Annotated in this window: 11 protein-coding genes and 1 riboswitch; of the genes, 10 read left to right on the forward strand and 1 reads right to left on the reverse strand. The window is 71.4% G+C overall.

What is annotated here, in order from left to right; translation table 11 throughout:
* Window positions 1-39 precede the first annotated feature (39 nt).
* A complete protein-coding gene (locus tag ACIA8L_RS53275) occupies window positions 40-1062 on the reverse strand; it encodes a coiled-coil domain-containing protein (protein WP_395917485.1) in 1023 nt (340 codons plus the stop codon).
* Window positions 1063-1071: 9 nt separating this feature from the next.
* Window positions 1072-1226: riboswitch (cyclic di-AMP (ydaO/yuaA leader) on the reverse strand.
* 274 nt (window positions 1227-1500) lie between these two features.
* Between ACIA8L_RS53275 and ACIA8L_RS53280 the strand changes: the two genes are divergently transcribed.
* The 10 genes from ACIA8L_RS53280 (at window position 1501) to ACIA8L_RS53325 (ending at window position 15197) form a co-directional block, all read left to right on the forward strand.
* Window positions 1501-2625: a glycoside hydrolase family 19 protein gene (locus tag ACIA8L_RS53280; RefSeq protein WP_395917486.1), complete on the forward strand. Its 1125-nt coding sequence runs from the start codon at window positions 1501-1503 to the stop codon at window positions 2623-2625.
* Between the two features lie 240 nt (window positions 2626-2865).
* Window positions 2866-4956: a S8 family serine peptidase gene (locus ACIA8L_RS53285; protein WP_395917488.1), complete on the forward strand. Its 2091-nt coding sequence runs from the start codon at window positions 2866-2868 to the stop codon at window positions 4954-4956.
* 226 nt (window positions 4957-5182) lie between these two features.
* Entirely contained in the window at window positions 5183-6691 is a 1509-nt protein-coding gene (locus tag ACIA8L_RS53290; RefSeq protein WP_395917490.1) for a hypothetical protein, read from the forward strand.
* Window positions 6692-6705: 14 nt separating this feature from the next.
* A complete protein-coding gene (locus tag ACIA8L_RS53295; protein WP_395917491.1) occupies window positions 6706-8244 on the forward strand; it encodes an O-antigen ligase family protein in 1539 nt (512 codons plus the stop codon).
* The gene (locus tag ACIA8L_RS53300; RefSeq protein ID WP_395917493.1) at window positions 8231-9670 is read left to right on the forward strand and encodes a polysaccharide biosynthesis C-terminal domain-containing protein; all 1440 of its coding nucleotides are present in this window, start codon (window positions 8231-8233) and stop codon (window positions 9668-9670) included. The genes ACIA8L_RS53295 and ACIA8L_RS53300 overlap by 14 nt, the downstream gene beginning before the upstream one ends.
* Window positions 9667-10785 (forward strand): polysaccharide pyruvyl transferase family protein, encoded by a 1119-nt coding sequence (locus ACIA8L_RS53305; RefSeq protein ID WP_395917495.1) that lies wholly within the window; start codon window positions 9667-9669, stop codon window positions 10783-10785. Before ACIA8L_RS53300 ends, ACIA8L_RS53305 begins: the two co-directional genes overlap by 4 nt.
* Entirely contained in the window at window positions 10782-11930 is a 1149-nt protein-coding gene (locus tag ACIA8L_RS53310) for a glycosyltransferase (protein WP_395917496.1), read from the forward strand. Before ACIA8L_RS53305 ends, ACIA8L_RS53310 begins: the two co-directional genes overlap by 4 nt.
* Entirely contained in the window at window positions 11927-12757 is an 831-nt protein-coding gene (locus ACIA8L_RS53315; protein WP_395917498.1) for a glycosyltransferase family 2 protein, read from the forward strand. Before ACIA8L_RS53310 ends, ACIA8L_RS53315 begins: the two co-directional genes overlap by 4 nt.
* The gene (locus ACIA8L_RS53320) at window positions 12754-13950 is read left to right on the forward strand and encodes a glycosyltransferase (protein ID WP_395917499.1); all 1197 of its coding nucleotides are present in this window, start codon (window positions 12754-12756) and stop codon (window positions 13948-13950) included. Before ACIA8L_RS53315 ends, ACIA8L_RS53320 begins: the two co-directional genes overlap by 4 nt.
* Window positions 13929-15197 (forward strand): DUF1800 family protein, encoded by a 1269-nt coding sequence (locus ACIA8L_RS53325; protein ID WP_395917501.1) that lies wholly within the window; start codon window positions 13929-13931, stop codon window positions 15195-15197. The genes ACIA8L_RS53320 and ACIA8L_RS53325 overlap by 22 nt, the downstream gene beginning before the upstream one ends.
* The last annotated feature ends 1 nt before the right edge of the window (window position 15198 follow it).

The following is a 15198-nucleotide window of genomic DNA, read 5'->3' on the forward strand; positions in this document are numbered from 1 at the left end:
GCCGGCCGTGCGTGTAGGTGAGCGGTTTCGTGGATCTCGCTACAAGATCGACAGGTGCACGTGGTTCGTGTGGTCACTGGAGGGGTCGCCGGCGACGCCGCTGTAATGGTGCCAGCCGACTGCCGGGGTCCAGATCTGTTTGAACCAGATCACGTACATCACGCCGAGCTGGGTGGCGTTCTTGACGAAGTAGGCCGCGAGGTTGCTGCCATACACGAAGTCGTCACCGGCGGCGACGCCACCGAAGCCCGTCTTCGTCTGCACCGAGAAGTCGCAGGCGCGACCCTTCGGGTGCTCGTAGGGCCCGCTCGGGCGGAAGCACGAGACGAACCGCTTGAAGTTGGACTTCTGCGCCTCCTGCATGGCGTGCAGCATGCGCGGGGTGATGCAGCCGGTGGTGGTGGGGTCGTCGACGTTGCACTTCTCCGTCGGCAGCGACCCGTTGGCGTTGCGCGGCACCGCGTCGGCGGTGGGCAGGTTGGCGCTGACGAAGCCCTTGCTCGGGCCGCCGGCCAGCGCGAGCGCCTTCTCGGCGTCCTTCTTCTTCTGCTCCATCGTGGCGACCTGCTGCTGCTGCGCGGCGACCTCGTCGTCGAGGGCCTTCTTCTGCGCCGCCTGCTGCTCCTTCAACAACTTGAAGTCGTGGAGCAGGTGGTCGTTGTGGTGGGCGATCTGGTTGATGGAGCCGGCCCGCTCGGCGAAGCTGTCCGGGCTGTCGGAGTCCATCAGCGCGGCGATGGTCGTCAGCGGGCCGGTGCGGTAGGCCGCGACGGCGATCGCCTCCACCTGCTCCTGGATCGAGGCCAGCTGGGCCTCGGTCGCCTGGAGCTGCGTGGTGAGCTCGGCCTGGTGTTTGACGGAGGCGTCGAACTTCGCCTTCGCGTCGGTCCAGGCCCGGGTGCTGTCGTCGAGCACGGAGCCCAGGGTCGGGTTGGCGCTGGAGCCCTCGTCGCCGGTGTCGCCACCGGGCTCGGCCGCGGCGGGTGTGGCGGCGAGCCCCCCGAGCACCAAGGCCGCCAGCAGCGCCACGAACACGCTTCGGTAGGGATGTCGCGATGACATCTGGTTCGTTGTTCCTTCCGTCGGCCGCCGACCGAGTTAGCTGACGGGTTCGGGACGGAACGACCCCTACCATCCCTCCGCCGGTGGGCGGAGGGGCGGATTCACCCCAACGTTACGGTGGGTCCCCGGCTCGCCACGGTGCGGCGATTAGGCGGCAGCCCCGCCCGGCACCGGGGGCGGTGCCCTCGTGGACGTGACCGTGGGTCACTGTACCCAGGGCTTGGATTTCCCGCACCGCACCGTTTGTGCGGAGCTGGCCGTCCCCGATTGCCCGTGATGCGGATCACTTTCTTCGGTTGTCGTACGTGGTTACGGCCTGACAGCGCGTGATGGTTCAACGCAACCGTAAATATTCTTCATAAAGCTATTTCGTGCGCTCCTTCCGGCGCCCGGGACTGGTCCTCTGGGCGGGTCTTCCGGAATTGAAGGAGTGATCAGGTGTCGAGAGTGCGCCTACTGGCGATGCTCGCCGCGGTGACCATCGTGGGCGGGGTGGTCGCGGTCTTCAACATGCTGCCCGCGTCGGCCGCCGCTTGCAGCCCCGCGTGGCAGGCTTCGGCGGTCTACACCGGGGGCGCGACGGTCTCCCGCAACGGTCACAACTTCCTCGCGAAGTGGTGGACGCAGAACGAGGCCCCGCCCGGCAACACCGGCGTGTGGCAGGACCAGGGCGCCTGTGGCGGCTCCTCCACCGGCGGTGGCGGCGCCCCGGCGACCGGTAGCGCGGGCGGCTGCAGCTTCCCGGCCTGGGTCCAGGGCAAGAACTACGCGACCGGTGACATCGTGAAGTTCACCGACGGCAAGTTCTACATCGCCGAGCACGAGAACCCGGGCTACAGCCCGGTGATCAGCACCTGGTTCTGGGACCCGTACACCTGCTCCGGTGGCGGCACGGGCGGTGGCCCGACCGGTGGCACCACCACCCCGCCCCCTTCGACCAGCGGCTTCGTGGTCAGCGAGGCGCAGTTCAACCAGATGTTCCCTTCCCGTAACTCCTTCTACAGTTACTCGGGCCTGGTCGCCGCGTTGAAGGCGTACCCCGCCTTCGCCGGCACGGGCTCGGACGCGCAGAAGAAGCAGGAGGCCGCCGCCTTCCTGGCCAACGTGAACCACGAGACCGGTGGCCTGGTCTACGTGGTCGAGCAGAACACCGCGAACTACCCCCACTACTGCGACACCAGCCAGTCCTACGGCTGCCCGGCCGGCCAGGCGTCGTACTACGGCCGCGGCCCGATCCAGCTGTCGTGGAACTTCAACTACAAGGCCGCCGGTGACGCCCTGGGCATCGACCTGCTGCACAACCCGAACCTGGTCCAGACCGACTCGGCCGTGGCCTGGAAGACCGCCCTCTGGTACTGGAACACCCAGAGCGGCCCCGGCACCATGACGCCGCACAACGCGATGGTCAACGGCGCCGGCTTCGGCGAGACGATCCGCAGCATCAACGGCAGCCTCGAGTGCGGCGGCCGCAACCCGGCGCAGGTTCAGAGCCGCGTGGACGCATACCAGCGCTTCGTGTCGATCCTGGGCACGGGCGTGGGGGCGGGCGCTCTGAGCTGCTGATCTTTCCCGGTTGATTCCGGCGGCGGCCTCCCTGGGGTGTGGGGGCCGCCGCCGGAGCGTTTGCGAATGGCGCGAAATTTTACGAGCGGACCGGGCCGAAAGTTCAGAGACGGCGTGGAAATCGCCCGAACGGATGAGCCTCTCCGGGTCGACATCGACAAGGATGGGCACGATCTTTGCCGCTCGGCAGAGGCCATCGCCCCGTCCACATAAGACGCTTACCATGGGGAGAGTCACAAAGTGTCTTTGGTTCGCCGAGCCGGTCGCTCGGTCCTGGCCGGAATCGCCGTAACGGCCGTCGCCACTGCAGCGACCCTCATCCACGCGGGAGCCGCGTCCGCCGCCGCTCCCGCCGACGCGAAGAAGCAGCAGCACCCGAGCGTCGCCAAGAAGTCCGAGACGAGCGTCATCAAGGACAGCTACGTCGTGCTGTTCAAGTCCGGCGTGAGCGCGGCCAAGGTCGACGCGAGCGCCGCGGCGCTGACCAAGCAGTTCGGTGGTTCGGTCACCCACACCTACAAGAACTCCGTTCACGGCTTCGCGGCGAACATGAACGCGGAGCAGGCCAAGAAGCTGGCCGGCCACGCCGATGTGGCGCTGGTCGAGCCCAACCGCACGCTGAAGGCCAGCGACACCCAGGTCAACCCGCCGTCGTGGGGGCTCGACCGGATCGACGCGATCTTCGCGCCGCTGAACAAGCGGTACAACTACCCGAACACGGCGGGCAACGTGCACGCCTACGTCATCGACTCGGGTATCCGCACCACGCACACGGAGTTCGGCGGCCGCGCCACCAGCGGCTACGACTTCATCGACAACGACACGAACGCCGATGACTGCCTCGGTCACGGCACGCACGTCGCCGGCACCATCGGCGGCACCAACTACGGCGTCGCCAAGCAGGTCAAGCTGGTGGCCGTGCGCGTGCTCGGCTGTGACGGCTTCGGCACCACCGCGCAGGTCGTCGCCGGCATCGACTGGGTGACCGCCAACGCGATCAAGCCGGCCGTGGCCAACATGAGCCTCGGCGGCGACGCCGACGTCGCGATCGACAACGCCGTGCAGGCCTCGATCAGCTCCGGTATCACCTACGCCGTCGCGGCCGGCAACGAGCACGACAACGCCTGCAACCACTCGCCGGCGCGGGTTCCCACGGCGCTGACGGTCGGTGCGGCGAACGAGATCGACTTCCGCACGGACTTCTCCAACTACGGGCCGTGTGTGGACCTGCACGCGCCGGGGCACGCCATCCCGTCGTCGTTCAACACGAGTGACACCGCGATCGTCAAGGAGAGCGGCACCTCGATGGCGAGCCCGCACGTCGCGGGCGCGGCCGCACTGGCGCTCGGCACCAACCCGACGTGGACGCCCACCCAGGTGAGCAACTACATCGTCTACGGTGCGACCCGCCGGACCGTGCGCAACACCGCGGGGATCGCGGGGACCACCACCCCCCTCGCCACCACCGACACGATGCTGCGCATCGGCGAGCAGGCGGTTCCGCTCGCCTCTGGCCTGCGTTCGCTGGTCAACGGCAAGAACATCTCCGTCGGCGCGAACGGCGTCCAGCCGATCATGGCCAGCTCGCCCGTCGCGACCATGGGCGACCAGGAAAAGTTCACCATCGTCAGCGGCGGGACCGGCTACATCGCGTTCGCGTCGTGGGTGAACGGCAAGTACATCAGCGCCACGGCCGGCGGCACCGGCTCGCTGATCGCCAACGCCAGCACGATCACGGACGCCGAGCGGTTCCAGGCGACCATTCAGGGTGACGGCACGGTGGTCCTGATGAACAAGCTGACCGGCAAGTACGTCACCGTCCCGAACGGCGGCAACAGCCCGCTGGTCGCGACGGCCAGCACGATCACCACCACCGAGAAGTTCATCTGGGCTTCACCGGCGCCGGTCGTCGCGCTGCGCGCGCAGGTCAACAGCAAGCTCGTCACCACGCCGAACGGCGGCGCCAACCCGCTGATCGCCTCGGTGAACGCGACCGCGTCCACCTACCTCGAGCAGTTCGACGTGCTCGACCTCGGTGACGACGGCATCGCGCTGCGGGCCCACTCCAACAAGAAGTACGTGTCGATCACCGGCTCCGGTCTCTACACCGGTCCGCTGACGGCCAACTCCACCACCTACGACAGCGGCTACCTCCAGAAGTTCTGGGTGCTCCACGACAGTGAGGGCGTCGTGCTGATGTCCCAGTGGAGCGGCTACCTGGTGCAGGCGCCGAACGCCGGCAACTCGCCACTGGCCGCCCAGTTCGACTGGGACGTGAACGACATCGACCCGTCGGTGCTCTTCAACCTCGAGCCGATGAGCGTCAACTGACCGAAATGGTCCGATAGCACAGCGCGAGCGGCGGGCCGCCGGGGCACCTTCCCGGCGGCCCGTCCGTGTCGCAAAGGACCTTTTGCCGGGCGCTTTTCGAGATACCGGCAATTCGTCCGAAATGGTCGCTTTCCGCGCAAATGCGGTAACGGTCCGGAGTTGGCCCACTAGCGGAACGGCCGCCGCGGTCGAATACTATTCGCTGCACGTAGCCGGGGGAGTGAAAATGCAGCCCAACGTTCCATTTCGCCTCATCGAGGTGCTAGGCACCTCGCGGGTCGGCAAAGTGTGGGCGGGTATGGACCCGGCGGGCCGCCAGCTGACCGTTGCGGTGCTCGACGCGGGCGCCGCCGCCGACCCGCGGTGGCGCGGGGCGTTCGAGTCGGCCGCTCGGGCGACGACGCAGCCCCACGGCGGCCCGATGCCCGTGATCGGCGCCGACTTCGCCGCGCCCGCGCCCTGGGTCGCCATGCTCGCGGACGGTGGCCCCGGCGCCGTGCGGGTGTTCCAGACCCTCGGCGTCGAGTGGATTCCGGCCGCCCCGGCCGGTCCGCCCGCCCCCGTGCCCGCAGACCAGGCGAGCCGGTGGGCGACCGGGCCACAGCCGCTTGTCCCCGCGCCGCCGCCCGTGTCGCCGCCGCCCGTATCGGCGCCGCCCGTGTCGGCGCCGCCGGTCGTCCCGGCTGCGGACCGGCCGACCGAGGTGCTCCCGGCGTTCCCGCCGCCGATCCCCGCGCTGCCGCTGCCGCCCGGCTACCAGGCGCCGGTCTCCGGTGCGGCCGGCTATCCGCCCGTCTCCGGCCCGCCCGGCTATCAGCCGCCGGTATCGGGCGCGGGGGTCTACCCGCCCGTCTCGGGCGCGGCCGGCTATCCGCCCGTCTCCGGTGCGGCCGGCTATCCGCCGGTGTCCGGCCCGCCCGGATACCAGCCCGAGCGGCCGGTGTCCGCGCAGCCGCAGCGGCAGCCGTGGGACGACCAGGGCCCGTCGGCGTTCGGCGACGAGTCGCCCTATCCGCCGCTCGGTGACGTCAACGCGCCCCGGCCCCGCGGCCGCATGTGGGCCGTGATCGCCGCGGTCGCCGTGCTGGTGGTCCTGGTCGGCGGTGGGACCGTCCTGTGGCTGACCGTGTTCAAGGACGGCGGCACGACCCCCGTGGCCCAGCCGTCGACCCAGTCGTCGGCTCAGCCGTCGTTGTCGCCGCCGATGGTGGCCACGCCGTCACCGGGCCAGCCCGGCCTCGAGCCGCCGCGGGTGGGCGACTGGCCGAAGTGGCCCGTGTTCGACGCGGGCACCAACCCGAAGCCCAAGGCCCTGAACGGCACCGGTCTCACGATCGCGGTGCCGTCATACTGGATCTGCACGCAGGCGGGGGCCGCCGAGGGCACCACGCGATACACCTGCGGGGCGACGAACAGCAAGGGCGACGAGGTGGGCGGCGAGATCATCGTCCGCACCTGCGCGGCGCCGTGCGACGCCGAAGGCCGCGACCGGATGCGCAAGGTCGAGGAGGCGTGGGGCCAGCAGTGGCGCTACGCCGGCGACTCCGCGTTCCTGGCCGAGACGAAGACCGTCAACGGCGGCGATCGTTACGGCCTGGTCGTCGTGGCGTTCTGGCCGAGCACGGCCGGCGGCGCCGTGGACCGCGAGGTGGTGCTGCGGATGACGGCTCCGGGGACGTGGACGGACGAGATCCGCAAGGTGGCGAACGCAACCAAAGACGCCGCGAAGTTCTAGGCGCGACGGCCACCATGTCCGAACGCGAGACCCTGCCCTCCGGGGAAGGCCGGCCGAAGAAGGGCACCGTCTATCGTTCGTCCCTGGTCAAGCCGCCGCCCGCGGTCGGCACCGCACGACCGGTCCCGCCGGCCGCACCCGCCCCGCCCGTAGTCCCATCCCCGCCTGTAAGCCCACCCCCGCCGGTAGGCCCACCCCCGCCGGCGCAGCCACCGGTACCGGAGCCCGAGCCCCCTGATCAGAAGGGCCGGTCCGGCACCCATCGCCACCCCGACGCAGGCTCGTCCAAGGCGATCATCGAAGACCTGGGCGAGAGCGGCGCCGCGGCCGCCAGATGGACCTGGGTGACCCAGCGCCGGCACCTGCCCCTCGCCGTGCTGGTCTTCACCATCGGCGTCGCGCCGATCGCCCTGCTCCCGTCCGAAAGCCCCATCTACGCCGGCATCGCCAACATCGCACCCACGATCCACACCTACACGCTGGCCCTGATCGGCGCGCTCGCGATCGCCGTGTGGCGCGCGCCCGCCGACGCCCGCACCGCGCTGCTGCTCTGGGCGCCGCTGCTGGTGTGGCTGCTGGTGCTGGCGCCGACCGCGTGGGGCGGCTCGGCCCGGACCTGGTCCGGCGTGCTGCAGCTGAGCCTGGGCGCCGGGGCCTTCATCGTCGGGCGGCTCTGGGCCGCCCGGGACCGCCGCTTCGGGGTGCTGAGCTGGCTGTTCGCGGCCGTGGCGTGGGCACAGCTGCTCGCGGCCGCGCTCGCCGTGGTCGGACTGCCGCTGCGCCGCATCGAGGGCGCCCAGTCGCTGGACATCAAGGGCCGGGCCACCGCGCTCACAGCGCACCCCGGCGAGCTGTCCAAGCTGCTGTTCTTCTGCGCGGTGTGCGTCCTGCTGCTGCCGCAGCGGCGCGGCGCGGCCCGCTGGCTCGTCTGGTCGACCCTCGGCGCGATCTTCGTCGGGGTCTTCCTCAGCGAGAGCCGCACCGTGCTGGTCGCCGTCGTCGGCCTGGTCGGCCTGTCGGTCCTCCTCGAGCTCATCGGCGGGCGCTGGCAGCGCCGGCACCTCGTCGTCGTCGGGCTGACCGCGCTGCTCGGCACCGCGTCCCTGCCGTGGCTCATCGAACGCTTCTCGGCCGACCCGGCCGGCGGCGACCGCGAGCACCTGCTCGACGTCGCGCTGAAGACCATCGGCGCCCACCCGGTGGCCGGTGTCGGCGTGAACGGATACGTCGCCGTCGTCGGCCAGACGGACCGGCTCACCCAGACCGGCGTGCCGGTGCACAGCATGTTCCTCCTCAGCGTCGCCGAGCTCGGCGTCCTCGGCGCGGTGGCGCTGTGGCTGCCGCTGGGCCTGATCATCGTCCGGGCCGTGCGGCGCCTCTGGCAGACCCGGGGCGCCGACCCGGCGGCGCGGGTCCTGGTCAGCGCCGTGCCCGGCATCTGCCTGATCGGCGTGACCGGCTGGGGGCTCATGCAGGGCCCCTATTTGTTGGTACTGCTGCTCGTGACCGGCTACATCGGTGCGCGAATAGGGACGGATGATGACGCTGGCTGACACCGTCACGGCCGAGCCGCAGGAGCGCCGCCCGTCGCTGAAGGTCGCGTCCGGCCTGCTCGGCGTGGCCACCATCTTCACCCGGGTGAGCGTCCTGCTGGTGCTGGCCCTGCTGACCAGGGACGCGGGCGCGGCGTCGGTCGGCTACTACGGCCTGGCCACCCTCACCGCCTCCTTCGTCGCCGCCGGCCTGTCCCTCGGCGTGCCGATGTACCTGACCCGCGACGTGGCCGCCGGTGCGGTCAGCCGCGCCCAGGCCGCCCGCATCCACGTCGGCCGGTTGATGGTCCTCGCCGCCGCCACCGCGGTGGCCTATCCGATCATCGGCCTCACCGTGCCCGGCGAGATCGTGGCGGGCTTCTTCCTGTTCCTCGTGTCGAGCGTGCTGGAGCAGTGGAACGACACCGCCTGGGTGCTCATCCGCGGCACCCGCAAGGCGTGGGCCGAGGCGCTGACCAACGGCGTCGCCGGGATCGCGCTCGTCGCCGTCTGCGCGGCCGACACCTGGCTGTTCGACGGCCTGACGTTCACCGACGCCGCCCTCTACTTCGTGGTCATCGCCGCGCTGCGCTCGGCCGCGGCCGTCGTCGCGTCCGGCCTGTGGCGGCAGCTGCGCACACCCGCCCACGTCGCGTGGATCGCCCAGATCAGGAGCGCGCTGCCGTACTACGCCTCCGACCTGCTCGGGCTCATGTACTTCCGCGGCAGCGTGTTCGTGCTGGCCCTGTTCGTATCCGCGGCCCAGGTCGGCGAGTACGTCGCCGCGTCCGCGCTGGTCAACCCCGCGGTGCAGGTCGCCGCCTCCATGGGGGTCGGTGCGCTGGCCTACGCCGGGCGGCTCGCCGGCGACGGCGCGAGCGACGAGCCCGGCGCGATCTTCCGGTTCTTCCGCGGCACCGGGTTCGCCGCGGCCGGCGGGCTGCTCATCGGTCTGCCGCTGGCGACCTTCGTCCTCTTCGGGGCCGACGCCGGGCACACACCGGAGCTGACCGCGATCCTCGCGCTGTTCCTGGCGCTGCGGTTCGCCAACTACGGCCTGTCGGCGATCCTGCTCTCCGCCGGTGGAGCCGGCAGCCGCCTGCTCGTCCTGGTGTACAGCATCGTCGGCAACGTGGTGCTCAACGTCCTGCTGGCCGGGCCGTTCGGCGCGTACGGCGCGGCGTGGGCCACCGTGCTGACCGAGCTGGTCGTCGCGGCCTCGATGCTGTGGTTCATCCGGGATCGGGCCCTGGTCCGGCTCGTCGTCCCGGCGACCGTCGTCGTCGGCGCCCTCGGCGTCGTGCTCGTCGCGTTCCTGTCCTGGTCGACGACCGTCGCGGCGGTCGTCACCGGAGTCCTGTTCCTGGCCCTCGGCGGCGCCGGCTTCCTGCCCCGGCCCCAGCGGGGTGTCCACCGGGCACCGAGCATCATGAAGGAGTACGTGTGAGGGTCGGGATCGTCGGCTGGTTCGGGTCGGACAACCTGGGCGACGAGATGCTGCTGCGCTCGCTCATCACCTGCGTCCGGGCCGCGGAACCGCAAGCGTCGTTCGTCGTGCTGTGCCCGGACCCGCAGCGGGTCGCGCAGCTGCACGAGGTCGACAGCATCCACATGCCGACCCTGCGCGGCGGCCCCGGCACCCGGGAGCGGCAGTCCACCGCCCAGAAGGCGCTGCGCGAATGCGACGTCCTGTGCATCGGGCCGGGCACCGTGTTCCAGGAGCGTTCGCACAACCTGCCGTGGCCCGGCACGCTCCCGCTCTTCGCCCGCATCGTCGGGATGGCCCGGGCCGCCGGCACTCCGGTCGCCGTCACCGGCGCGGCCGTGCGTGAGGGCGGCACCCCGCTCGGCAAGCAGCTGCTGCGCGGCATCGGCGCCGCCTGCACCGCCGTCGGTGTCCGGGACGCCCGCAGTGCCGGATACTTCGGCCGGTCGGCCCGGGTCATCGGGGACATGGCCTACACGTTGCCGCTGCCGGCAGTACCCCCGCAGCCTTTCCATCAGCCGCGGTTCGGTGTCTCGATGCGGCCCCTCGCCGACGGTGTCGAAGGTCCGCTGCTCGCGGCGATCCACGGGTGCGGCGAACGGCTCCGGGCCGACGGCTGGACCGGGCAGTTCCTGTCCATGGCCTACGGCCGGGGCGCGCAGGGCGAGAACGACACCACCATCTACGAGCGCGAGTTCAGCCGGGTGATGGAGCTGGCGCCGAGCCCGCTGGACACCGGTGGCCCGCTGTCGGCGTCGCTGGACCGGTGGCTCGTCACCCTGGCCGGCAACCAGCTTGTGCTGGGCACCCGGCTGCACGCGGCGCTGCTGGCCGTGGCGCTCGGGGTGCCGACGGTCGCCATCGCATACGAACGGAAGGTCAACGACGCGTTCGTCGACCTGGGCCTGGAGCGCTACGTGGTCCAGCCCGACGTCGACGCCGCCACCCTCTACCGGGTCGCCGCCGAGACCGCCGCGGCCCGCGACGAGTTTCAGAAGGCCGCCCTGCGGGTCGCCGATCAGGGCGCCGTCTCCCGGTCGTTCGTCGAGTCGGTGCTGCGGGGGCTGAAGAAGTGACCCGGGTCCTGCTGCTCTCGCCGTTCGCGCCGAACGCCAGCCACAACCACGCCGCCGCCGACACCATCGTGCAGCTCGTGCCGCGCCTGGCGCAGCGGACCGAGCTGTTCGTCTACGCTCCGGGCGGCTCCGAGGACACCGGCGCGCCATACACGATGCTGCGGCCGTCGTGGACGCCCCAGCCCGGGGTGCGCGACCGGCTCGGCCGGCGGCCGGCGTGGCTGCGCCAGGCGTGGCCGCACGCCGCCAACGAGGAGGTCGACACGCTCGTCCGGCGGCTCCAGCCGGACGTCGTGCACGCCGAGTACCTGCAGGGCGCCGAGGCGCTGCGAAACCGGCGCAACTCGGTCCTCGGCCTGCACGACATCACCGAGAACGTGATGGCCCAGTCCTACCGGGCCTCCTCCGGCCTGGCCCGTCCCTATCGCCTGGCCGAGCTGGTCCGGACGCGGACGTTCGAGCGGGCCGCGATCCGCGGCGCCGGCGCGGTCCTGACCCTGTCCGACGCCGACCACAAGGTCGCCTCCGCGCTCAACCCCAACACGCTGCTGGCCCGGCCCGGCGTCGAGGTCGGCCCCGTCGCCTGGGCGCCCCCGCCGCCGGCCGCCGCCGGCCCGCGGCTGGTGTTCGCGGGTGCGATGTGGCGGCGGGCCAACGTGCTGGTGGCGCAGTACCTGGCCGGCGAGGTGATGCCGCAGGTGTGGCGGGACTTCCCGGCCGCGCAGCTGCGGATCGTCGGCGCCGACCCCACCGACGAGGTCACCCAGCTCGGCGTGGCCGACGGCCGGATCGTCGTCACCGGCGCGGTGCCGGACCTGCGCGACGAGATGCTGCAGGCCCATGCCGTCGTCGTCCCGTCGATCGTCGGGGGCGGTGTGCTCATGAAGGTCGTGCACGCGATGGCGCTGGGCTGCCCGGTGGTGACCTCACCGGGACCGGCCGACTCCGTGCGCGGGGACGCGTCGATGCTCTTCACCGGGGAGACCGCCGAGGAGCTCGCCGCCGCGATCGGCACCGCCCTGCACTCGCCCGAGGACGCGGCCGCGCGCGGCGCCCGGGCCCGCGAACACATCCGCCGGACGTTCCGCTGGGAGGACACCGTGGAGGCCTACCTCGCCGCCTACAAGATCGCGGGTGCGCGATGAAGGTCGCGGCGGTCATCGTTTCCTACAACTCGAGCGCCGAGCTCCCGCGGAGCCTCGGTGCGCTCCGCGCGCTGCCGCTGGCTCGCATCATCGTGGCCGACAACGGGTCGAAGGACGACAGCGTCGAGGTCGCCCGGCAGTACACCGAGCACGTGCTCCAGCTGGCCAACGACGGCTTCGGCGCGGGCAACAACGCGGCCGTGGCCACCGTGCCGGACGCCGACGCCTACCTGCTGCTCAACCCCGACGCGGCGATCGCACCCGACGACTTCGCCCGGCTCGTCGCGGCCCTGGCCGAGGACCCGAAGCTGGGCCTGGTCGGGCCGATGATGCGCTACCCGGACGGCCGATACGGCGTCGCGTCCGGCTCGGAGCCGAGCATGGCCAAGGAGTGGCTGGCGGCGCTGCGGGTCGACCACGCCGTGCCCGCCGGCGTCAAGCGGGCGCTGGCCAACTCGACGCTGCTGCGCTCCAAAATCAAGATGCTCGACTACGTCGCGGTCGAGCCGTCGCCCGAGACGCGGCCCGTGGACTGGGTGTCCGGCTTCTGCATGCTGGTGCGCGCGGACGCCTTCCGCGCCGTCAACGGCTTCGACGAGCAGTTCTTCCTGTACTTCGAGGACGTCGACCTCTGCGTCCGGCTGCGCGCCGCGGGCTGGGGCGTCGCCACCGTGGGCTCCAGCGTCGCGGAGCACACGGAGAGCACGAGCACCGGTGCCGTCGGCAAGAACCAGCTGTACCGCGACGGCATGGACACCTACTTCAACCAGCACGGCACGCGGGTCCAGCGCCTGCTCGCCAAGGCCTTGAGGAAGTCACCGGTATGAAGATTCTGTTCGTCGCGCCGTGGATCCCGGCCCCGGTGCGACCGCGCAGCCTGGTCATCATGAAGCTGCTCAACGAGCGGCACGACGTGCGCTTCCTCGGCCTCGCCAAGGACGACGCGGAGGCCGTGCTGGCCGCCAAGCTGCCGGTGCGGGAGGCGCCGGTGCTCGTGCACAACCCGACGGCGGGGTCGCTGGCCCGCACGGCCGTCGCGCTCGGCACCGGCGCGTCCCTGCAGACCGGCTACGCCAACCCCGGCCGCCTCACCGCCGAGCTGAAGCGGCTCATCGCCGAGTGGCGGCCGGATGCGGTCCACCTCAATGTGTTTCGCACCGCCCACCTGGTCGAGGAGTGCGGGGACACTCCCGTGATCATCGACCTGGACGAGTTCCGCAGCGAGTACTACGAGCAGCTGGCCGAGACCGGCCCGAACGTCGCCTGGCGGATGATCGGTCGCGTGGAGCAGCGCCGGATGGGCGCGCGGGAGGCCGAGCTGGTCCGGATGGGCGTGCCGATCATCCTGTCCGCACCGGCGCTGACCGGTGAGCTGCCGCCGAACACGTTCGTGGTGCGCAGCCCCTACGACTACACGCCCCAGCCGCGGCAGCCCCAGCCGCGCCCGACCGTCCTGTTCGTCGGCCGGCTCACGTACGAGGCCAACGTCAACGGCCTCATGTGGTTCATCCGCGAATGCTGGCCGCAGATCCGGCGCGCGGTGCCGGCCGCGCTGCTGCGGATCGTCGGCGAGGCGCCGCCGAAGGACATCCAGGCACTGGCCGGCGACGACATCGAGGTCATCGGCGACGTGCCGTCGGTCGACCCGTACTACGCGGCCGCGGACGTGGCGATCGCGCCGATCTTCCGCGGTACCGGCATCCAGATGAAGGTGATCCAGTCGCTCGCGGCCGAGGTGCCGACCGTCACCACCCGGATGGTCGCGGCCCGCGCCGGCGTGGCCGACGGCGTGCACGTCCGCACGGCCGACGATCCGGCCGGCTGGGTCGCGGCGACGAGTGCGCTGCTCGCGAACCCGGCGGACGCTCGGCGGATGGCGGCCGCGGGCCGGGAGTGGGCCGTCGCCAACCACGGCACCGACGCGGTCCGGGCCCAGCTGGCGGCCGCATATCGATCGCTGAGCACGCCGATCCCGCAACAACGACGTAGATTGGCCCAATGGTCGCAGACGTCGCACTGATGCTCCGGCGGTCGGGTTTCGGCCCGACCGCCGAGGAGCTGACGGCTGCGCGCAGCGCCGGATATGCCGCCACCCTCGACGCGCTGACCGCTCCGGTCGCCCCTGACGTGGGCGCATCCAACTCGCCGGTGCCCGACATCGGCGTCGACCCGCTCGTCGGCCTGGCCAACCCGACCCCGGCGCAGCGCACCGCCGCCGAAACCAAGCGGGGCGAGCAGCTCGCCGCCATCACGCGGTGGTGGCTGGACCGGCTCACCACCGCCGACCACCAGACCATGGAGAAGCTCGTCTTCTTCTGGCACGGACACTGGGCGACCTCGGTCAAGAAGGTCATCCGCCCCCAGCTGATGCTGCTGCAGCACCTGACGCTGCGCTCGTCGCTCAATTTCGGTGCGATGGCACACGCGATGGTCCATGACCCCGCCCTCGTGTTCTGGCTCGACGGGCAGGCCAACACCAGGACCGCGCCCAACGAGAACCTCGGGCGCGAGCTGCTGGAGCTGTTCACCTGCGGCATCGGCACCTACACGGAGCAGGACGTGAAGGAGGCCGGCCGCGCGCTCACCGGCTGGCGGATCGACTTCGACAAGGCCCGCACGTTCTTCGCGCCGCAGTCCGCCGACCCGGGCATGAAGACGATCCTCGGCGTCACGAAGGCGTTCGACGCGACCGCCCTCGTCGACCTCGTGCTGACCAACCCCCAGTGCCCGCGCTTCATCGCCGCCCGGCTCTGGTATCGATACGCCTCGCCGACCACGCCGGTGCCCGCGGCGGCCCAGCAGGCCATGGTGGACGCCTTCCCCGACTCGATGAAGATGCTGCGCGCCCTGCTGGCCTCCGACGACTTCCAGCAGACCGCCGGCAACCTGGTCAAACAGCCGGTCGAGTGGTTCGTCGGTGCGATGCGCCAGCTGCAGCTGCGCCCGGCCGCGCTCGACACGGCCGCGCTCGGGCAGGTGCTGTATCACCTGGACCGCCTCGGCCAGGTGCCCTTCGCACCGCCGAGCGTCGGTGGCTGGCCGGCCGGAGCCGCGTGGCTGACGCCCGGCACCGCGCAGACCCGGCTGAGCCTCGCCGCCCGGATCGCCGGGATGGCCGACGTGCGGCGCCTCGACCCCACGTCGCTGGCCTACCTGCTCGCGGTCGACACCTGGAGCGACCGGACCTACGCGGCGTTGAAGAAGGCGACCGACCCCCGGCGCCTGCTGATGCTCGGCCTGATCAGCCCTGAGTATGTGGTGACCTGAC

This window comes from Dactylosporangium sp. NPDC051541 (genome assembly GCF_044454505.1).
Lineage (GTDB): Bacteria > Actinomycetota > Actinomycetes > Mycobacteriales > Micromonosporaceae > Dactylosporangium.